The sequence below is a fragment of the Nocardia sp. NPDC051787 genome, from assembly GCF_040681325.1.
In the GTDB taxonomy this organism is placed as follows: Bacteria; Actinomycetota; Actinomycetes; order Mycobacteriales; family Mycobacteriaceae; genus Nocardia.
Window position 1 is genome coordinate 32,928 of sequence record NZ_JBFAYO010000007.1, and the last position, 19,530, is coordinate 52,457.

The 19,530-nt window shown below is 68.4% G+C and carries 21 protein-coding genes; 17 read left to right on the top strand and 4 right to left on the bottom strand.

The features are described 5' to 3' along the window. Positions 1–127: 127 nt before the first annotated feature. From AB0M45_RS09535 to AB0M45_RS09565, 7 genes are all read left to right on the top strand, one after another. Positions 128–319, top strand: a complete 192-nt coding sequence (locus AB0M45_RS09535) for a PspC domain-containing protein (protein ID WP_364324989.1) — start codon at positions 128–130, stop codon at positions 317–319. Positions 320–605: 286 nt separating this feature from the next. Then, the gene (locus AB0M45_RS09540) at positions 606–908 is read left to right on the top strand and encodes a DUF6802 family protein (protein WP_364324992.1); all 303 of its coding nucleotides are present in this window, start codon (positions 606–608) and stop codon (positions 906–908) included. Between the two features lie 87 nt (positions 909–995). Then, the gene (locus AB0M45_RS09545; protein WP_364324995.1) at positions 996–1,748 is read left to right on the top strand and encodes a hypothetical protein; all 753 of its coding nucleotides are present in this window, start codon (positions 996–998) and stop codon (positions 1,746–1,748) included. A gap of 2 nt (positions 1,749–1,750) precedes the next feature. Beyond that, a complete protein-coding gene (locus AB0M45_RS09550) occupies positions 1,751–2,224 on the top strand; it encodes an LOG family protein (protein WP_364324998.1) in 474 nt (157 codons plus the stop codon). 295 nt (positions 2,225–2,519) lie between these two features. Further along, positions 2,520–2,831, top strand: coding sequence for a hypothetical protein (locus AB0M45_RS09555; protein ID WP_364325001.1), 312 nt, complete (start codon positions 2,520–2,522; stop codon positions 2,829–2,831). 58 nt (positions 2,832–2,889) lie between these two features. After that, complete coding sequence (locus tag AB0M45_RS09560; protein ID WP_364325004.1) at positions 2,890–4,530, top strand: hypothetical protein; 1,641 nt, start codon at positions 2,890–2,892, stop codon at positions 4,528–4,530. A gap of 49 nt (positions 4,531–4,579) precedes the next feature. Beyond that, positions 4,580–4,930 (top strand): hypothetical protein, encoded by a 351-nt coding sequence (locus AB0M45_RS09565; protein WP_364325007.1) that lies wholly within the window; start codon positions 4,580–4,582, stop codon positions 4,928–4,930. A gap of 1 nt (position 4,931) precedes the next feature. Here AB0M45_RS09565 and AB0M45_RS09570 read toward each other — a convergent pair whose 3' ends face one another. Further along, positions 4,932–5,789, bottom strand: coding sequence for a hypothetical protein (locus AB0M45_RS09570; protein ID WP_364325010.1), 858 nt, complete (start codon positions 5,787–5,789; stop codon positions 4,932–4,934). A gap of 36 nt (positions 5,790–5,825) precedes the next feature. Between AB0M45_RS09570 and glmS the strand changes: the two genes are divergently transcribed. After that, positions 5,826–7,709 (top strand): glutamine--fructose-6-phosphate transaminase (isomerizing), encoded by a 1,884-nt coding sequence (glmS, locus tag AB0M45_RS09575; RefSeq protein ID WP_364325013.1) that lies wholly within the window; start codon positions 5,826–5,828, stop codon positions 7,707–7,709. 71 nt (positions 7,710–7,780) lie between these two features. On the opposite strand, the gene AB0M45_RS09580 is transcribed toward glmS, so the two are convergent. After that, positions 7,781–8,965, bottom strand: coding sequence for an MFS transporter (locus tag AB0M45_RS09580; RefSeq protein WP_364325016.1), 1,185 nt, complete (start codon positions 8,963–8,965; stop codon positions 7,781–7,783). Between the two features lie 139 nt (positions 8,966–9,104). Between AB0M45_RS09580 and AB0M45_RS09585 the strand changes: the two genes are divergently transcribed. Continuing rightward, a complete protein-coding gene (locus AB0M45_RS09585; protein ID WP_364325019.1) occupies positions 9,105–9,587 on the top strand; it encodes a MarR family transcriptional regulator in 483 nt (160 codons plus the stop codon). Positions 9,588–9,616: 29 nt separating this feature from the next. Here AB0M45_RS09585 and AB0M45_RS09590 read toward each other — a convergent pair whose 3' ends face one another. Beyond that, positions 9,617–10,048 (bottom strand): plastocyanin/azurin family copper-binding protein, encoded by a 432-nt coding sequence (locus tag AB0M45_RS09590; protein ID WP_364325022.1) that lies wholly within the window; start codon positions 10,046–10,048, stop codon positions 9,617–9,619. 42 nt (positions 10,049–10,090) lie between these two features. On the opposite strand from AB0M45_RS09590, the gene AB0M45_RS09595 reads away from it, so the two are divergent. The 7 genes from AB0M45_RS09595 (at position 10,091) to tsaD (ending at position 16,880) form a co-directional block, all read left to right on the top strand. Continuing rightward, positions 10,091–11,536 (top strand): NAD(P)H-hydrate dehydratase, encoded by a 1,446-nt coding sequence (locus AB0M45_RS09595; protein WP_364325025.1) that lies wholly within the window; start codon positions 10,091–10,093, stop codon positions 11,534–11,536. 342 nt (positions 11,537–11,878) lie between these two features. Continuing rightward, positions 11,879–13,021: an alanine racemase gene (gene alr, locus AB0M45_RS09600; RefSeq protein WP_364325558.1), complete on the top strand. Its 1,143-nt coding sequence runs from the start codon at positions 11,879–11,881 to the stop codon at positions 13,019–13,021. Further along, positions 13,018–14,106 carry an alpha/beta hydrolase gene (locus AB0M45_RS09605; RefSeq protein WP_364325028.1) on the top strand — a complete coding sequence of 363 codons (1,089 nt, stop codon included), beginning with the start codon at positions 13,018–13,020 and terminating at the stop codon, positions 14,104–14,106. The genes alr and AB0M45_RS09605 overlap by 4 nt, the downstream gene beginning before the upstream one ends. Continuing rightward, positions 14,099–14,551: a tRNA (adenosine(37)-N6)-threonylcarbamoyltransferase complex ATPase subunit type 1 TsaE gene (tsaE, locus tag AB0M45_RS09610; RefSeq protein WP_364325031.1), complete on the top strand. Its 453-nt coding sequence runs from the start codon at positions 14,099–14,101 to the stop codon at positions 14,549–14,551. Before AB0M45_RS09605 ends, tsaE begins: the two co-directional genes overlap by 8 nt. A gap of 54 nt (positions 14,552–14,605) precedes the next feature. Continuing rightward, complete coding sequence (gene tsaB, locus AB0M45_RS09615) at positions 14,606–15,298, top strand: tRNA (adenosine(37)-N6)-threonylcarbamoyltransferase complex dimerization subunit type 1 TsaB (RefSeq protein WP_364325034.1); 693 nt, start codon at positions 14,606–14,608, stop codon at positions 15,296–15,298. A 2-nt stretch (positions 15,299–15,300) separates the two neighbouring features. Next, complete coding sequence (gene rimI, locus AB0M45_RS09620; protein ID WP_364325037.1) at positions 15,301–15,807, top strand: ribosomal protein S18-alanine N-acetyltransferase; 507 nt, start codon at positions 15,301–15,303, stop codon at positions 15,805–15,807. After that, positions 15,804–16,880 carry a tRNA (adenosine(37)-N6)-threonylcarbamoyltransferase complex transferase subunit TsaD gene (gene tsaD, locus AB0M45_RS09625; RefSeq protein ID WP_364325040.1) on the top strand — a complete coding sequence of 359 codons (1,077 nt, stop codon included), beginning with the start codon at positions 15,804–15,806 and terminating at the stop codon, positions 16,878–16,880. Before rimI ends, tsaD begins: the two co-directional genes overlap by 4 nt. 213 nt (positions 16,881–17,093) lie before the next feature. On the opposite strand, the gene AB0M45_RS09630 is transcribed toward tsaD, so the two are convergent. Further along, positions 17,094–18,608 carry an Hsp70 family protein gene (locus tag AB0M45_RS09630; protein ID WP_364325043.1) on the bottom strand — a complete coding sequence of 505 codons (1,515 nt, stop codon included), beginning with the start codon at positions 18,606–18,608 and terminating at the stop codon, positions 17,094–17,096. Between the two features lie 584 nt (positions 18,609–19,192). On the opposite strand from AB0M45_RS09630, the gene groES reads away from it, so the two are divergent. Further along, complete coding sequence (groES, locus tag AB0M45_RS09635; protein WP_014981824.1) at positions 19,193–19,492, top strand: co-chaperone GroES; 300 nt, start codon at positions 19,193–19,195, stop codon at positions 19,490–19,492. Positions 19,493–19,530: the final 38 nt, after the last annotated feature.

Below are 19,530 nucleotides of genomic sequence, written 5' to 3' on the forward strand. Positions count from 1 at the left end.
CGGGGTCGGACCCTGAGATCGGCCCCGGGAGAAATCAGGGTCGGTATCGGCCGTCGTACCGATGCCGGGGCGTGCGGAGGCGGGCACAGTGGAGTTCGTAGCGATCACCGCCAGAGAGGTAAGACCAATGACCGCTCCTACCCGTCGCTTTGCCCGCTCTACTCAGGACAAGTGGATCGCAGGCGTCTGCGGTGGCATCGCCGAGTACCTCGGCTGGAACGCCAACGTGGTCCGGCTGCTGTTCGTGGTCTCGTGCCTGCTGCCCGGGCCTCAGTTCATCGTCTACCTGGTGCTGTGGCTGCTGATGCCGAAGAAGTGATGCCCGTCTTCAGCGAAACGTTTCATCACATGTTCGGACTGTCCGCCACCGCACTGCGCTCCGGTATCCGCTTCGATCTCGGAACCTAGCCCGCGCCTGGATGTTTCGGCTCCGGTTAGCTCCTTGTCGCGAGACACGCTTCCTCCCCGGGGCTTGAACGACAGGGCATCCGCGGTACGTTTTCTCGGCGAGCCAAGGGATGCGCCGAGCCCGCGCGGGTGTCAGGATGGAGCAATGCCGCTGGTGCGGCACCGCACCATCGCACGAGTCCTGCTGAGGAGTTTCAATGATCACCTCGGAATTCCCGGGTCTGGATATACCCGGGATCGACGCGTCCTCGTCACTGAACGGCCTGGGCGCGGTGGAACTGCACCACCCCACCCAGGACATCGACGGCGACGGCACCCTCGACACGGTCACCACCACCGGCGACGAGGCGATGCAGGTCTGGACCGACTACGACCACGACGGCTTCGCCGACCACGTCACGGTGGTGGAAAAAGACGGCGACTACGCCGCGTGGGAATTCCACCGCCACCCCGACGGCACCTCCGAATGGGTCCGCACCGACAAGGGCAAGATCGGTTAGCCCGAACTCGCTATGCCATTCCGCTTGTGATCCGCACCCGATAGCGCGGATCGTGATCGGCGGCCCGGTACGCGACCGTCGCCGGTCATGGCAGATAGAGCCGCTCGTTCAGCTCATGCCTGCGCCGACCTCGGCCGCACTTATGACGCAGATACCCATGCCCGCACAGCATGGTTCGCCGCGGACTATGCGGAGGACCAGCACTTGCGCGCATACGTCCGGTGGATTCAGGCGAACGTCGCCTATTGGGCTGGCGACTGCAACCGCGCAGCCCAGTATGCGCAATCCGGATTGACTGATATGACCGACGATTCGACGCGACTTCGGCTCGCCAGCCAGCTTGCTCGCGCTGAAGCGGCACGCGGGGACGAGCGGGCAGCGATGAGCGCGTTGGAGGTCGCGATGGATGCACTGTCGCGCGTCTCACCTGTCGCTGCCGAACCGGGCGTGATGTACTTCGATCCCGGTAAAGCTCGCTACTATGCCGCCGAGGTACACCTGGCGCTAGGCGGGCATGCGCATGGTCGGCGTGCGCTCGAACAGGCCGAAGCGGCCCTAGAGGTGTTCACGCCCACGTCACCCCCCGAATTCGTCGCTGCGGCGGAATTGGACGCTGCCAGAGCTCTTCTGAGCATTGGTGACTTGGAATCGGCCGCCGACCGTATCGGGCGAGTTCTCGACCTGCCGGTTGAGCTGCGTACCAGGCCGATCGTAGAACGCGTCGTCAAGGCTGCTTCAGAGTTGACTGTCGGGCAACTTCGGGCGCGACCCGGTCGCGAACTGGAAGATCGAATTAATCTGTTCACCACCTACACCGCGCAGACCCACAGCGAGGAGTAACCGTGCCGCCCGTCCAGGTCGCAGTATGCGGTCCTCGGCATTGCACCGATACCGATGAAGCGAACGCTCGAGAGGTGGGGCGCCTGCTGGCCGGGGCCGGTGCAACGGTGCTGTGCGGTGGTGGAACCGGCGTCATGGCCGCAGTCGCCGAGGGTGCCGCCCAGGCAGACGGCTTGGTCATCGGTGTGCGTCCGGATGCCAATCGCGATGTGATTTGCGAAGGCCTCTCCGCTGTGCTGTACACCAACATGGGTGAGGCCCGTAACGCCATCCTGATCTGGTCGGCCGACGCCGTGATCATCATCGGCGGTTCATGGGGCACTCTGTCAGAACTCGCACTGGCCAATCGCCGCGGTGGCGTGCCGGTCGTATCCCTCGGCGGATGGCAGCTACTGGACGCTGACGGCAAACCCGTCATCGGGTCGAAAGTCGCCGAAAGCCCGCAGGAAGCGGTGAGTATCGCGTTAGCCGGTTGATTGTCCTCTAACGCTTGTCCCAGAGCGGGGACAACTCCGGCTCGCACTCGGTCGAGGTGCCATTCCACGCCATACAGGTTCGGTGCTGCTGGCACGACGGCACCCGTCCGGGAAGTCGCAGTACTGATCTGTGCTGGTTGTGGCCGCTGGTCGCGGACAGTAGGTTTCTACGGACATCGAGTCGAATTCGGGGGAACCGAGTGTCGGTGTGTCGCGTCGAAGGAAGTATGGCGGCAGTCGGCGCGACAGGGATTCTGCGCCTGGCTAGTTGAGACTACGAGGACGGAGGGGAACCGTGGGTGGGTCGGAGATGGTCGGGGTTCGGACGGGCGAGCTCGGTGCGCTGGGGGATGACTATCGGAGATCGGCGGAAGCTGTTCGCAACCAAGCCAAAGGGGTTGCCGAGCACATGTTCGGCGACGGTGGCGAGGCGGGGCGGAACTACGCGCAGCAGGGCGTCGCGGTGCATCAGGGGTTGCAACGGATCAGCGCGTGGCTGAAGAACTGGAGCGATGCCACGACCGCGACCGCTGACGCGCTGGGGGCGGCGGTCGTGGCGTACTCGGACACCGACCAGCAGCGCGCGGCGGAGACGCCCAAGACGTGAGATCGCCGGATGCCGATACGTTTTCCACTGAACGCCAGACATTCGAGGGGCCGGAACCATGACCGTTTCCTGGCAGGGTAAGGCGATCGACGCCATCCTGGACGAAGGCAGCTACGGGCTGCAGTACTGGATAAAATTCATGCCGCTGTACGAGGCGGCGTTCGGTAACAACGGCGGTCGCGGGGATCTCGGCAAGCTGCTGGCGATGTACGACGAGCAACGCGGCACGCGGGTGGAGAAGCTGGAGCAGGCGGGGGAAGCGTTGAAAGCCGCGCTGGCCGACGTGGATACCCAGTGGGACACGCAACGCGGCTACACCGGCCGCCTGCCGGGACTGTGGCAGGGAGCGGCGGCCAATGCCGCGCTCGACATGCTCACCAAGCAGTCCGTCTTTGCGGACGAGGACCGGCAGCACACGCGAGATGCATGGAAGACGATCGAGCCGATGGCGAACTCGCTGCGCCAGTCGGTCGGCTGGAAGGCCGATACGGTACTCGGGCTGCTGGAGGATCCGGGGAAGGGCAGCAGGGTCGTGAAGATCGACGGCAAGACACCGGAAGATGTGAAAGTCATAGTCGACGTGCACAATGCGCGCGAGTGGATCAGCGGGAAGCAGGCAAGCGACCTCTACCGGATCTTCCCCGCACTTTCCAAGTTGTCCGGACAAATCGGGAAGCTCCAACTGGACACCCCGCTCGGCGAAAAGGTTCGCAATGCCGTCGACGATTGGCTGCGCGACCCCTTCAAACGGGACTTCGATGCCAAACTGACGCGCTACATCGACGCCTGCAAACAGACCGACGATCACTTCAAGCAGCAGTACCAGAACCTGGCCAATGCGTTGGTGGCGGTGCCGGACCGTGCGTACCCCCGCCCTGAGGGGCCGACGAAGCCGTCCCAGGACAAGCCGCAGAACCAGAACCAGCCCAGTCCTTCCGCGCCGCCGGGCCTTCCGAGCACGCCGTCGCCGTCCACGGTCCCGGCGAGCACCACACCGAGCACAGTCCCGGCGAGCACCACACCGAGCATTACACCCACAACGCCGACCACACCGACGACTCCCGCACCTCTTGCCCCCAAGCTGCCATCACTGGACGGCCTGGCCGCGATCAGCCAGGTGGCGAGGGAACTGTCGCCATTGACAACGGGTCTCACCCAAACGGTGCAGCAAGGCATCTCCGCGCTGAGCGGAACCATCAAGAGCGGAATCGACGACGCAATCGAGAAGCTGAAAGAGAGCATCGATCCGAAGAACGCCGACAAAGACGGCAAGCCGAAGGCCGAGTTCGATATCGCCGGAAAGCGTGTGACCTTCGAGATGGGCCCGGACGGCCAGTTGAACCTCGTCCTGTCCGACGAGGCGGGCAAGCGCCAAGAGTTCGAGCTCGAGCTCGACGAGCATGGGATGCCGGTCATCTCGATGAACGAGTCGGCAGAGCCTGTGCCGCCGGCGGCGCCCCCGGCCCCCGAAACGCCGGACAAGGACAAGCCGGTCGACGCCACACCCGCCCCTGAATCGAGCACCGGTCAGCCAGGCATGCCGTCCGGAACTCCACCGATCACGCGACGCGAAGAAGATGGCGAGCATTGGCCCGAGCCGATACCGGAGCATGGCGAACCGAAACCGGAGCAGAGCGAGCCGAGACCGGCGGCTCCGTTCGACAGTGGCGCGGAACTGGCCGAGGCGGGACCGCTGTGATCCCCGACACCGTGAGTGCGTCGGCGCTGGATCAGCGAGGAGACACCGCATGGTGAACTACGCCGAGGAGGCGAGGCGACTGGCCGAGGAGAACCAGCGCCGGATGGCGATCCTGATCGACGAGATCCAGGAGATCAACGAGCAGACCGCGGCGAGGGGCCGCGAATTCGCCGACAACCTGGCGGCCGACATGGACCAGTTCTGGGCGGAGCATGCCGCCGAGCTGGAGCGAGCTCGCGCCGAGGCCGAGGAGAAAGAACGGCTCGAGGCGGAGGCACGCGAGCAGCGGGAAGCGATCGCGCGATCGATGGCCGCCCGCAAAGCGAACCAGACGGTCACCGCGGTCGACGAGGAGGACGAAGAGGCGAAGTTCTACCAGCGCAAGAGCTGGCTGGTCTGAATCAGCGCCGCAGGAGCCCCACGAGCTGGCCCACCTTCAGCTTCGGCGGCTCCTCTTCGTGAGGCGCATGGGGGTCGATGACCGTGGTGTGCGGGATGACTTCCTCGGGCTCGGCGAAGGGGCGGTAGGTTTTGTCGCCCGCCAGCGTCGCGAGCAGGTAACCGGCCAGCAGAGCGCGGGTGATGCGGGCCGCCTTGGGTTCGTGCTTGCCCGCACCCACCGTGGCGAGGATCCGGCGGCCCTCGATGATGCCGTTATGCGAGGCCTTGTCGATGACGCGCAGGATCGCGGGGCCGTCCCATGCCGTGGCCAGCGGGATGGCGTTGGAGCTGACCGAAGTGATATCGGTCGCGCCCGCCAAGATCAGCGCGGGCAGGTCGAGCTTGGTTGCGATGTCTTCGGCGGACGGTGCCGTCGGCGCAGGGAACAGGGCCGCCACGGTGGCGACCGTGCGCTGGCCGGCGGCGATGACGGCGGCGCCGGCGCCCATGCCGTGTCCGGCCAGGGCGAGACGCTCGGGATGCACGCTGATCTCGCCGTCCCCGAGCCGCACGCCGGTGCAGATGTCGAGCGTGGTGAGCAAATCGGCGGCCAGTCCCAGATGTGACGGGATCGGCCCGCGCTCGGTGTCCGGGGCGGCGGCCACAATTCCCCAGGAAGCGAGGTGCTCGAGCAAGCCGCGATAGTGTCCGGCGCCGGTCAGCCAGCCGTGGCCGAAGGCGACAGCAGGCAGGTTGCGCCCCGACTCGGGCGTGAACACCACCCCGGGCTGGCCGGCGATGGCCAGATTGCCGCGCAGCACACGGTGCGGACCGCGGCTGGTCAGGGTGCTCAGTAGCGATTTCACAGACGCCGACACGACGTGAACGTTATCCGATAAGTAGTGTGGTGAGCCATGTGCGGAATCGTGGGGTACGTCGGGTACCGAGACGCGCTCGGCGTCGTCGTTGACGCGTTGCGCCGCATGGAATATCGCGGCTACGACTCCGCGGGCGTGGCGATCCTGGACGGCGCCGGCGCGCTGGCGGTGGAACGCAAGGCCGGTCGGCTGGCCAATTTGGAGGCCGAACTGTCCGAGAACGGGATAGACCGTTTCGCGGGCACCACCGGCATCGGGCACACCCGCTGGGCCACGCACGGCGCGCCGACCGACCGCAACGCGCACCCGCACAGCGACCACAGCGGCAAGGTCGCCGTGGTGCACAACGGCATCATCGAGAACTTCGCTCCGCTGCGTCGTGAGCTGGAAGACGCCGGGGTCGAGTTGCGCAGCGACACCGACACCGAGGTCGCCGTGCATCTGGTGGCCCGGGCGTATGCCGGGGGCCCGACCGCCGGTGACTTCGCCGCCAGCGCGCTGGCCGTGCTGCGCCGCCTGGAGGGTGCGTTCACCCTGGTCTTCACGCACGCCGACCATCCGGACATGATCGTGGCCGCGCGGCGCTCGACACCGCTGGTGGTCGGCGTCGGCAAGGGCGAGATGTTCATCGCCTCGGATGTCACGGCGTTCATCGAGCACACCCGCGAGGCGGTCGAGCTCGGCCAGGACCAAGCCGTGGTGATCACCCTGGACAGCTACCGGGTGACCGACTTCGCGGGCGAGGACGCCGGTTCGCGCACGCGCCCGTTCACGATCGACTGGGATCTGGCCGCCGCCGAGAAGGGCGGCCACGACTACTTCATGCTCAAGGAGATCGAGGAGCAGCCCGCCGCCGTCGCGGACACGCTGATGGGGCATTTCAGCACCGATCAGGATGGCGGAGGCCGGATCGTGCTGGACGAGCAGCGCCTCGCCGACCAAGAGCTGCGTGATTTCGACAAGGTGTTCGTCGTCGCGTGCGGCAGCGCCTATCACTCCGGTCTGCTGGCCAAATACGCCATCGAGCACTGGACCCGGCTGCCCGTCGAGGTCGAGCTGGCCAGCGAATTCCGCTACCGCGATCCCGTTCTGGACCGCTCCACGCTGGTGGTGGCGATCTCCCAGTCCGGTGAGACCGCCGACACGCTGGAGGCGGTGCGCCACGCCAAGGAGCAGAAGGCGCGCGTCCTCGCGATCTGCAACACCAACGGCGCGCAGATCCCCCGCGAGTCCGACGCGGTGCTCTACACCAGGGCCGGGCCGGAGATCGGCGTCGCCTCCACCAAGGCGTTCCTGGCCCAAGTGACCGCCAATTACCTGGTCGGGCTCGCTTTGGCGCAGGCGCGCGGCACCAAGTACCCGGACGAGGTCGCGCGCGAGTTCGCCGAACTCGAGGCGATGCCGCGGCTGGTGGAGCGGGTACTGCAGACGGCGCCGCAAGTGCGGACCATCGCGCGCGAGCTCGCGCAGGTGCCGACGGTGCTGTTCCTGGGCCGTCACGTCGGGTACCCGGTGGCGCTGGAGGGCGCGCTCAAGCTCAAGGAGCTGGCCTACATGCACGCCGAGGGTTTCGCGGCGGGCGAGCTCAAGCACGGTCCGATCGCGCTGATCGAGGACGGGCTTCCGGTGATTGTGGTGATGCCGTCCCCGAAGGGCCGGGCGGTGCTGCACTCGAAACTGCTGAGCAATATCCGGGAGATCCAGGCCCGCGGCGCCCGTACCATCGTGATCGCGGAGGAAGGCGACGACACGGTGCGTCCGTTCGCCGACGACCTCATCGAGATTCCCAGCGCGCCCACGCTGTTCCAGCCGCTGCTGTCGACGGTCCCGCTGCAGATCTTCGCCGCCGAGGTGGCCCAGACCCGGGGCTACGACGTCGACAAGCCCCGCAACCTGGCGAAATCCGTCACCGTGGAATAGACCGGCAGCCGCGCACCTGGGGTGCGCGGCTGCTGCGTATCAATGGAGAGTTCTCGCTCGTGCGTAATTGCCTACGCGTGGACGGGAACAGGAGGCTCGGCCGGGATAGTCGGGGTGCGGCGCTCCAGGTAGCCGGATAGGACCGCGAGGCCGAGCGCGATCAGAACCAAAGCGACGCCGACCCAGTTGGGGGAGGTGTACCCGAGCCCGGCTGCGATGACCACACCGCCCAACCAGGCGGAGATGGCATTGCCGAGGTTGAACGCTCCGATGTTGACGGCGGATGCCAGGGTGGGCGCGCCTGCGGCTTGGTCGAGGACGCGTTTCTGTAGCGGCGGGACGGTCGCGAAACCGAGGGCGCCGATCAGCACGACGGTGATCGCGGCGGCGACCTTGTTGTGCGCGGTGACGGTGAACAGCGCGAGAACGATCGCGAGCCCACCGAGGGTGAGATACAGCATCGGCATCAGGTGACGGTCGGCGAACTTGCCGCCGATCAGGTTGCCCGCGAAGAAGCCCAGACCGAACAGCACGAGCAGCCAGGTGACCGAGCTGTCCGCGTAGCCGGTGACTTCGGTCATCATCGGGGCCAGATAAGTGATCGCGGCGAACACGCCGCCGAAGCCGAGCACCGTCATCGCCATCGCGAGCACGACCTGCGGATTGCGGAAGACCGCGAGTTCGGTGCGTAGCCTCGCGTCCGTGGGCGCGGGCTGTTTCGGAACCAGCGCGGCGACGCCAACCAGGCCGATCAGGCCGACGAACGCGACGAACAGGAAGGTCAGCCGCCAGCCGAAGTGCTGGCCGAGCAGCGTGCCCAGCGGCACGCCGACCATGGTGGCCACGGTGAGTCCGGTGAACATGATCGCGATCGCGCCGGCCCGCCGATCGGCGCTGACCAGAGTGCCGGCGACGACCGCGCCGATGCCGAAGAACGCGCCGTGCGCGAGCGACGCCACGATGCGCCCGGTGAGCATCAGACCGAAGGTCGGTGCGACGGCGGACACGATGTTGCCGATGACGAGCAGCGTCAGCATGCCGAGCAGCATGCGTTTGCGCGACACGCGGGTGCCGAGCCCGGTCATCAGCGGCGCACCCACCACGACACCGAGCGCGTACCCGCTGACCAGCAGGCCCGCGGTGGGGATGGACACCGCGTAGGTGTCCGCGACCCCGGGCAGCAAACCGACGACGACGAACTCCGTCGTCCCGATTCCGAATGCCCCGAGGGTCAGGGCGAGCAGTGCGAGTGGCATGGGGGAGCCTCCACATGAAAATTGCGTCAGATCCTTACAGGCGAAGACAATAATTGCAGACGCGCAATAAATGCAAGCGCTGGCTATTGTGATGCCTGGCTATCCTGGAGGCAGAAATCCCCGATGCCAAAGGAACGCCATGACCGCGGATGCCGCACTGACCGGCCTGGCCGATGGTTGGTACGCACTCTCGCTGCTGCACGATCGGATCGAGGCGCACATCGAACGGGCGCTGCAATCCGGCCACGACCTGAGCGTTCGCGAGTATTCGCTCTTGCTCGTGCTGAGCCGTCAGCACGACGGACCCAGCGGCCACCTGCGCATGAACCAGGTCGCCGAAGCGGTGGTCCTGAGCCAGAGCGCCACCACCCGCCTGGTCTCCCGGCTCGAAGACCGCGGCCTGCTACAGCGCTACCTGTGCCCCGACGATCGCCGCGGCATCTACACCGACGTGACTCCGGCGGGCCTCGACCTCCTCGAACAGGCCCGCCCCACGCACGATGACGCTCTCGCCGGCGCCCTCGGCCAAGCCGCCGCCGACCCGGAACTCGCTCCGCTCGTCGCGGCCGTCGAAGCACTGAACACCCGCGGCGCCCACACCCGCGACTACCGCCCGGTCTGAGGCGAACCGATGCGGGCCGTCCGTCCGCGCTACTCGATGGTGATCGTCCCGCGCATCTCCGGGTGCAGCGAGCAGAGGTAGCGGTACGTCCCCGGGTTGGTGAAGGTGTAGCTCCACTCGCCCTTGTCGAGGATGGGGCTGTTGATGCCCATCGCCTTGTCGCCGATGCCCTGCACGGAGTGCGGGACCTTGTCGTCGAATTTCCAGGTGACCGTGTCGCCGACCTCGATGGTGACCTCGGCGGGAGAGAATTTCATGTCGTCGACCGCGACGGTGGCGGCGGCGGGCTTGCGCTCGCCGGTCTGCTGCGCGGTGGTGGTTGCCGGGCGGGCCGGCTTCCGCGTAGTCGTGGCGGCCGAGCCGGATTCGTCGCCGCCGCATCCGGTCAGCAGCAGCGCACCGGTCATGGCGACTCCCGTGACCACCTGGATGGTCCCTGTGTGGCGGCGGGCACTTGGCATGATGGCCAAGCGTAGTAGGCCACACCGACGGAGGGAGCGGCGATGTCCACGCAGCGGGGCTATTTCACCGTCGACGAGGTGCGTGCCGCGGAGGCCGAGCTGTTCACCCGGGTGCCGGAGGGGGCGCCGATGCAGCGCGCGGCGCACGGCCTGGCCACCGTGGTCGCGGGCGAACTCCGGGAGCGCACCGGCGGTATCGCGGGACGAGCGGTGACCTTGCTGGTCGGGTCCGGCGACAACGGCGGTGACGCGCTCTGGGCCGGTGCGCGACTGCGCCGCCGCGGTGTCGCGGTGACCGCGGTGCTGTTGAATCCGGAACGCGCACACGCGAAAGGGCTTGCGGCGCTGCGCAAGACGGGCGGGCGAATCGCCGATCACGTCGGCGACCCCGACCTGGTGATCGACGGCATCGTGGGCATCTCGGGTCACGGCCCGCTTCGTCCGCGCGCGGCGGAAATCGTTGCGGCGCTGGACGCCCCGATCGTCGCCGCCGACCTGCCCAGCGGCGTCGACCCCGATACCGGTGCGATCGAAGGTGCCGCCGTCCGCGCGGACGTCACGGTCGCCTTCGGTGCCTACAAACCGGTACACGCCCTCGCCGCTGCGCAGTGCGGCCGAATCGAACTGGTTCCCATTGGATTACGCCTCCCCGAACCGAGCCTCGCCGCGCTGGAGCCCGTCTCGATCGGCGCCGCGTGGCCGGTCCCCGGCCCGGCCGACGATAAGTACACGCAGGGCGTCACCGGTGTCTGCGCGGGCAGCGCGACGTATCCGGGCGCCGCGGTGCTGTGCGCCGGCGCCGCCGTCGCCGCGACCTCGGGCATGGTGCGGTATGCCGGAACCGGAGCGGCCGAGGTGCTGAACCACTTCCCGGAAGTGATCGCCACGCCCACGGTCGCCGCCGCCGGACGTGTCCAGTCCTGGGTCTTCGGTCCAGGCGCGGGCACCGACGCCGCCGCCAGGAAGCGCCTCATCGAGATCCTGTCCACGGATCTTCCGGTGGTGATCGACGCCGACGGCCTGACCTTGCTCGCCTCCGAACCGTGGCTGGTGCGCGACCGCGCCGCTGCGACCGTCCTGACCCCGCACGCCGGCGAGTTCGCCCGCCTCACCGGCGGCGAGGTCGGCGCGGACCGGGTGGCCGCCATTCGCGAGCTCGCCGAATCCTGGCAGGTGACCGTGCTGCTGAAGGGCCGAGCCACGCTGGTCGCCGCGCTGGACCGCCCCGTCCTGGTCAACGACGCGGGCGGTTCCTGGGCCGCGACCGCCGGTGCGGGCGACGTGCTCGCGGGCATCATCGGCGCGCTGCTCGCGGCGGGCCGCGACCCCGCCTGGTCCGCCGCCGCGGCCGCGCGCGCGCACGCGCTGGCCGCGAACCTCGCCGCCCTCGACGATGCCCCCGCCGGAGCCCCCATCTCGGCCAGCCTGCTTTCGGCCCACGTCCGTCCCGCGATCGGCGTCCTCCGCCGCCTCGCCCACCCCTTCTGACCTGGCCGTCACAGTCGGCCGGAATGCGGTGAGCGATGAGCAGTGCGGCCCCGACGCGGCCGACCCAGCGAATGTCCACTGCACAACCTCATCGGCCGACCGCGAAAACAGGTGTGTACCGGTGCGCCGGGTGCCGCGTTTCTCGCACTGCCGGAATCAGCGCGCGGTCGCGCAGGTCGATCGGCGCGTCAACCGACTGCGACCAGAACCCGGCGCGCCAATAGACTCGACCAAAACCAACGCAACAACTGATTTCGAGAGCACATGGGTAACTCGTCGGGTACGTCCAAACTGAAGCGGCACCAAACGCAGGACCTGAACGAGAATCCCGCGTCACCTGACTTGTACGGCCTGAAGTCCCGGAGAGGCGGGGGAGCGCAAGTGGAAACGGTCATCGATCTGGATGCGATCGCCCACAACGTGCGGATCCTGCGGGAACACGCAGGGGACGCCGGGGTGATGGCGGTGGTGAAGGCCGACGGCTACAACCACGGCGCGGTCGAGGTGGCCAGGGTGGCATTGGCGGCGGGGGCGGCAGAGCTGGGTGTCACGACGGTGGCCGAGGCGGTGCAGCTGCGCGCGGCCGGGATCACCGCGCCCATCCTGTGCTGGCTCAACAACGCGGACGCGGACTTCGCGGCAGCGGTAGCCGCCGATGTCGAGATCGGGGTTTCCTCGCCGGCTCATCTGCGGGCGGTCGAGGCCGCGGCCCGCAAGACCGGACGTACCGCGACGGTCAGCGTGAAGGTGGACACCGGCCTCAACCGCAACGGCGTATTGCCGGTCGAATACCCGCAGATCCTGACGCCGCTGCGCGCTCTGGTCGACGAGCAGGTGGTCCGGTTGCGCGCGATCTTCTCGCATCTGGCGCACGCCGACGAACCGGAACACCCCACCAACGACGTGCAACGAGCCCGCTTCCTGGAAGCGATCGCCGCGGCCAAGGAGCACGGCCTCGAACCCGAGCTGGTGCACATCGCCAACTCGGCCGCCACCTTGACCCGCCCCGATCTGGCCTTCGACCTGGTCCGCCCCGGCATTGCCATGTACGGCCTGTCCCCGATACCCGATGACGACTTCGGCCTGCGTCCGGCGATGACGTTCCAGGCCAGGGTCGCGCTGGTCAAGCCGGTTGCGGCGGGGGAGGGCGTCTCGTACGGACACCAGTGGATCGCACCGCACGACACCACCGTCGGGCTGATCCCCGCGGGCTACGCCGACGGCGTGTTCCGCACTTTGAGTGGACGGTTCGACGTCTGGCTTGGCGGCGCTCGGCGCCGGAACGTCGGCCGGGTGTGCATGGACCAGTTCGTCGTGGATCTCGGCGACAACGCCGCGGGCGTCCAGGAAGGCGACACCGCGATCCTGTTCGGAACACAACCGCACGCCCAGGAGTGGGCGGACCTGCTCGGCACCATTCACTACGAAGTGGTGTGCTCGCCGCGCGGCCGGGTGACCCGGCGTTACGTCGGCGGCGCTCGATGAGCCGGTTCCGGATGACCCCGCTGCGCGGCGGGCTGGCCACCGTCGGCGTGGTCGGCGCGCTGGCAGGAGCGCACGCTCTGCGTCGTGCCGGTGCGCGTGTGCTGTGGCCCGCACGGGGCGACGACTACCGCGACGAGAATTTCGCGCTGATCGATGCGGACCGCGCGGGCACGGTGCTCGCCGACGACGGCGTGCCCCTGGCCACCCGGATCTGCGGCCCCGACGACGCGCCGGTCACGGTGATCTTCCTGCACGGCTTCTGCAACAGCATGCAATCCTTCCACTTCCAGCGCCGCGACTTGGAAAAGCTTTGGGGCGCACAAGTCCGCATGGTGTTCTTCGATCTGCGCGGGCACGGCCGCTCCGGTACGCCGACTACTTCCAGCTGCACCGTCGCCCAGCTCGGCCGCGATCTCGCCGCTGTGCTGACGGCCACCACGCCGAAGGGGCCGGTGGTGCTTGTCGGGCATTCGCTGGGCGGAATGGCGATCCTGGCCGCGGCCGCACGCTTCCCGGAGCTGTTCGCGGACAGGGTGATCGGGATCGCGCTGCTGTCGACGACCGCCGCGGAGGTCACCACGACGGGCATCGGCCAGCTACTGCGCAACCCGGCGATCGACGGGTTCCGGCTCGCCGTGCACGCCTCGCCCGCGCTGGTGCAGGCGGGCCGCGTCACCGCGCGCCACCTGATCACGCCGATCCTGCACGTCAGCTCGTTCCACGGCCCGGTGAGCCCGACCCTGTCCCGCTGCACGACGCTGATGATCGATCGGACGCCGGTGGAAACCATCGTGAAGTTTCTCCACGCCATCGAACTGCACGACGAGTCGGCGGCGCTGCCCGCCTTGGCGAACACACCGGCATTGGTGCTCGGCGGCGGCCACGATCGGGTGATCCCGTTCCGCAATTCCCGTGCGCTGGCCGAAGCATTGCCGGGCAGCGAGCTGATCCGGCTGGAGGGCGCCGCGCACATGCCACACATGCAATACCCGGACATCGTCAATGCCGCCCTTGACCGGTTGCTGGTGCGTGCGGGCGCCATCGAACCGATGCTGGGCGACACCTCGGAGGTGGCCGGTGGCTGATTCGCGGCAACGGGTGCTGCCCACCGTGGCCGACACCGAAGCGCTCGGCCGCGAACTGGCCGCGGACCTGCATGCCGGTGACCTGGTGGTGCTGGAGGGCCCGCTCGGGGCGGGCAAGACCGCGCTGACCCGCGGTATCGCCGAAGGGCTCGGCGTGCAGGGCCGGGTCAGCTCGCCGACGTTCATCATCGCCCGTCAGCACCCGGCCGGGCACCGTGCGGGCGCGCCCGCGGTGCCCATGGTGCACGTGGACGCCTATCGGCTCGGCGGCGACCTGGACGAACTCGACGCCCTTGACCTCGACACCGATCTGCATCAGGCGGTGGTCGTGGTGGAGTGGGGGCGCGGAGTGGTGGAGCACCTCGCGGAGCGCCACTTGCGTGTGCTGTTGTCGCGCCGGCCGGATTCGGATGTGCGCACCGCGATCTGGGAATGGGTGGGTTAGCTACAAGGTAGCTCGCATCGGTGGCGTCTACCACCCGGTATCGTTAGGCCAATCATGCTTGTACTCGCCGTCGACACCGCGACACCCGCCGTTACAGCGGGACTGGTGGACCTGGATCAGGCCGCCGGCGCGGCCGGCCCCGTCCAGGCGCGCACTATCGCCTCCAGGGTGCGGGTCGACCCCCGTGCCCACGCCGAGGTGCTCACCCCGCAGATTCTCGAATGCCTCACCGAGGCAGGCCGTTCCAGGACCGATATCGCCGCGATCGTGGTCGGCGTCGGTCCCGGCCCGTTCACCGGTCTGCGCGTGGGCATGGCGACGGCGGCCGCGTTCGGTGACGCGCTGGGCATCCCGGTGTACGGGGTGTGCAGCCTCGACGCGATCGCGGCGGACGCCGCGGTGGAGCTTCCGCCGACCGGCGAGCTGCTCGTGGTGACCGACGCGCGCCGGCGGGAGGTGTATTGGGCGCGATATCGGGAAGGCGCGCGTGTCGCGGGGCCCGACGTATGCAAGCCGGGCGAACTGGACGCGGGACCGGCGACGGCGATTGCCGGATCCGCTTCGCACGTCGACTTCTTCGATCTTCCCGTGCTCCCGGCCGAGACACCCTCGTCCGCCGGATTGGTGCGCGTCGCGGCGGCCGAGTTGCTCGCCCGTACCGTGCCGGAGCCGCTGGTACCGCTGTACCTGCGCAGGCCGGATGCCGTCGAGAACGCCTATCGCAAGCTCGACCGGACGGGGGCGTGACGGTGGCTGTCCGAATCGAACCGATGGTGCCGGCCGATATCGCGCGCTGCGTGGAGCTCGAGCAACTGCTGTTCCCGGAAGACGACCCGTGGGCCGCGGTGGCGTTCCAGTCCGAGCTCGCCGGTGCGCACAACCGCTACATCACCGCGCGCGACGAGGACGGGCGAATGGTCGGTTACGCGGGCATCGCGCTACTGGGTGATGCCGAACACCCCGAGGCCGAGGTGCACACGATCGGCGTCGATCCGGGCTGCCATCGCGCGGGCATCGGCACGCTGCTGCTGGAGGCGTTGCTCGCCGAGGCGGGCAGGCGCGGTGGACCGGTGTTCCTGGAGGTCCGCACCGACAACGCGCCCGCGATCGCGCTCTACGCCAAGCACGGCTTCCACATCATCGGATTGCGCAAAAACTACTACCACCCCAGCGGCGCCGACGCGTACACGATGCGCCGCCCCGCGCTGACCGGCGCGGAGCGGGCGTGGCGCACACCGGATGAGGTGCTCTCGTGATCATCATGGGAATCGAAAGTTCCTGCGACGAAACCGGCGTCGGCATCGTCCGCAGGAATGCCGACGGCACCTGCGAACTGCTCGCCGACGAGGTCGCCTCCAGCGTCGACCAGCATGCGCGCTTCGGCGGCGTCGTCCCCGAAATCGCCTCGCGCGCACACCTGGAGGCGATCGTGCCCGCGATGCGCCGCGCGCTGTCCGCCGCGGGTATCGCGAAGCCGGACGCGCTGGCGGTGACCATCGGACCGGGCTTGGCCGGTGCGCTGCTGGTCGGCGTCGCGGCTGCGAAAGCGTATGCGGCGGCGTGGGATGTGCCGTTCTACGCACTCAACCATCTCGGCGGGCACGTCGCGGTGGACACCTTGGAGCACGGGCCGATGCCGCCGTGCGTAGCGCTGCTGGTCTCCGGCGGGCACACCCATCTGCTGCACGTCACGGATCTGGCCGAGCCGATCGTGGAGCTGGGCAGCACGGTCGACGACGCGGCGGGGGAGGCGTTCGACAAGGTGGCGCGCCTGCTCGGACTGGGCTTTCCCGGTGGTCCCGCACTGGATGCCGCCGCGGCGACCGGTGATCCGCACGCCATCGCGTTCCCCCGCGGCATGACCGGACCGCGTGACCCTCGTTACGACTTCTCCTTCTCCGGCCTCAAGACCGCGGTGGCCCGGTACGTAGAGGCGGCACAGCGCGATGGCATCGCCGCCGACGATCTGCCCATCCCCGATATCGCGGCGTCGTTCCAGGAGTCCGTCGCTGACGTACTCACCATGAAGGCGGTGCGCGCGGCCGAGGACGTCGGCGTCGGCACGCTGGTGCTCGGTGGCGGCGCGACGGCCAATTCGCGGATCCGTTCGATGGCCGAGGAGCGTTGCGCCGCCGCCGGTTTGACCCTGCGCGTGCCCAAGCCCCGGTTGTGCACGGACAACGGCGTGATGATCGCGGCGCTCGGCGCACACGTGATCGCGGGCGGCGCCGCACCGTCGCCGCTGACCGTCGCCACCGATCCAGGTCTGCCGGTGTCGGTCAGCCTGGTCTCCGCTCCCCCGCCTCTCCGGGTCTCTAGACCGTCCTAGTCGGGGGCGCGGGATGTGCTCCCCCGCCTCTCCGGGTCTTTAGGCCGTACTAGCCGGGGAGCGCGGGATTTTCGTTCAGGTCCTGCGTCGGTGCTCTCCGGGTTCTGGGCGTACTTGACGAGTTACCCATGTGCTTTCGGTATCAGTAGTTGCGTTGGCTTCGCGGGTGTTGGACCGCTCGGCCGCGGTGCGCTCGGCTTTCGGGTGGCCGGGTCAGTTCGACATGAGCAGTCCCGGGTCTGCTGCCGACCGGGAGTTCGTTCGTGGCGGGAGCGGCAGGCGCGTCCGCGCGGGTGCCTGGGTCGGTGTGGAACTCGCACCGTCCGCGGCGCCGAATGTCCGGTCCCCATCGCTCGGCTCCGCATTGGATGAAGCGCCCAGTGGCACAGTCCGATTGCCGTACATCGGGCCGAGCAGTTCCGGGAACGGGATCGGCGGGAGGTTCGGGTCGGGGCGCAGCGTGGGCTGGGTCGGTGGGACTCCGGTGCCGCCTGCCTCTCCGGTGGTGGTCGGCGCGATGCTGGTGGGGGGCCGAACGGTGCTGTCCTGGTCACGGCCATTGGCGGTGGCTGCCGGGGTCGGCGGCGGGGCGGGCACCGGCGTCGGCAGGTGGGAGGCACTGCTCGTGGTCCCCGCGGGGGAGACCTCGTCGTCCGAGGTAGGTGCGAATGTCTTCACGCCGTAGCCGACGATCAGGCCGACGACCACGATAGCGCCGGCCAGGGTGCCGAACACCTTGGCGAACGTCCCGGCGGGCGCGTCGCCGCCGAGCGCGCCCACCGGAAACACCGACGGCTGCACCGAATCCGCGACCAGCGCGGCGCCTTTCGCGGTCACCGCCTCCGGGTCGGGCACGGTGAACACCGGCACGTCCAGGGCGGCGGTCAACCTGTCGAGCACCGCGGGAATGTTCGCGCCGCCGCCGATCACCGCGACCGCCTCCGGTGGCCGCGGCGCGCGAGTGAAGGCGGCGGTGACGAACACCGTCAGGTCGCGCAGCAGGTCGGCGATCAACTCTTGGAAGTCGGCTCTGGTCAGCTTCAGCGGCCGACCGGCGACATGGTCGATGGTGACCGCGGGCGCGACGGATAGGTGTTCCTTGGCCGCGCGGCCCCGGTTGGTCAGCATGCCGCGGTTCGGGCGGGTGCCGCGCCGGGCGAAGTGCAGGTCCACCAGATGGTGGTAGATCAGGTCGTCGATGACCTTGCCGCTGACGGCCGCGGTGCGATCGGAGCGGAGCAGGGAGCCGTCGGTGAGGTCGGCGACGGTGACAGTGAGCCCGGCCGCGCCCAGATCGACGATGGCTACCGTGTCATACCGGTCGAGCAGACCCGTGTACCGCAGATAGGTCAACGCGGCGGTGCCCTCCGGGATCAGTCGCAGATCACGCTGTTTTCCGGTGGCCGAGCGGATGACCTGGGCCTGCTCCTTGGTGCGGTAGGCGACCGCGACGCTGGTGGGCGGGCGCCTGGTCACGGAATCGAAATCGCGTGGCGCACCGGCGAAGCGCCCACCGACCGGTGGGACGACGTCGCGCGACGGTTGGGTGGTCGGAAGCTGGGTGGTCATCAGTTCGATCGAGGACGCCACCAGGTCGCCGAGGTCGGAATGGGCCGCGTCGGCGGAGACGACGCGGTAGTCGAAGCTCTGCGCGCCATTGGATGCGGTGGCGACCAGCGCGGAGCACACGACCTCGGTCCCGGCCGAGATGCCGAGGGACGTTCGCATGTTCACCTCCCTTCGAGCGGATGGTCGTGGTGTGGCCGACCATCTCGAATGAACTGCCGGACCGCCGTGTGGATGACGTGCGACCCGGATCGGGAATCGAACCGGCCCTCGTCCGGGTGAGGTCGCGGGGACCGGCCATGGATCACGTGGGTTGCTCTCTGGTGACGCTGGTGGTGCAACGATGGTGCTGCGACGCCGCATCTTTCGGCGCCGCCGTGGTACCCCTGCATAGCCTCGGCGTCGCCGATTGGTGACGAACGACAAGGCCGGACAGCGACCGTCGTCCATAGTGTCACAATCCGTTATCCGAACGTTACTGTTTTCCCGAACTAATCGCCAAGCCCCGAGCGTCATGGGCGCGCCGCGCAAAGTTGGCACCGCCCAGCCTTGAGCGCTGGCACTCTCATGTATAGAGTGCTAGTCGGCACTGTGTGTAGTGCTTGTGCCAGCAGCTTGACTACTGAGCAGGGGTCCCGGCACCCGCGACGACGGGGCTATGCCCAGGGTCAGCACCGTGACCGAACCGATGAGTCCGGGACAACAGTTCCGGGCGACCGACATCCCCTGAAAGTGGAGGGCTCAACGTGGCGAGCGTGAACATCAAGCCGCTCGAGGACAAGATCCTCGTCCAGGCCAACGAGGCCGAGACGACGACGGCCTCCGGCCTGGTCATCCCCGACACGGCGAAGGAGAAGCCGCAGGAGGGCACCGTCATCGCCGTCGGCGAGGGACGCGTCACCGACAAGGGCGACCGCATCCCGGTCGACGTCAAGGAGGGTGACACCGTCATCTACAGCAAGTACGGCGGCACCGAGATCAAGTACCAGGGCGAGGAGTACCTCATCCTGTCGGCGCGCGACGTGCTGGCCGTCGTCACCAAGTAGCCGATCAGGCACGCATGCGTTCCGCCCCGGTGTCTTTC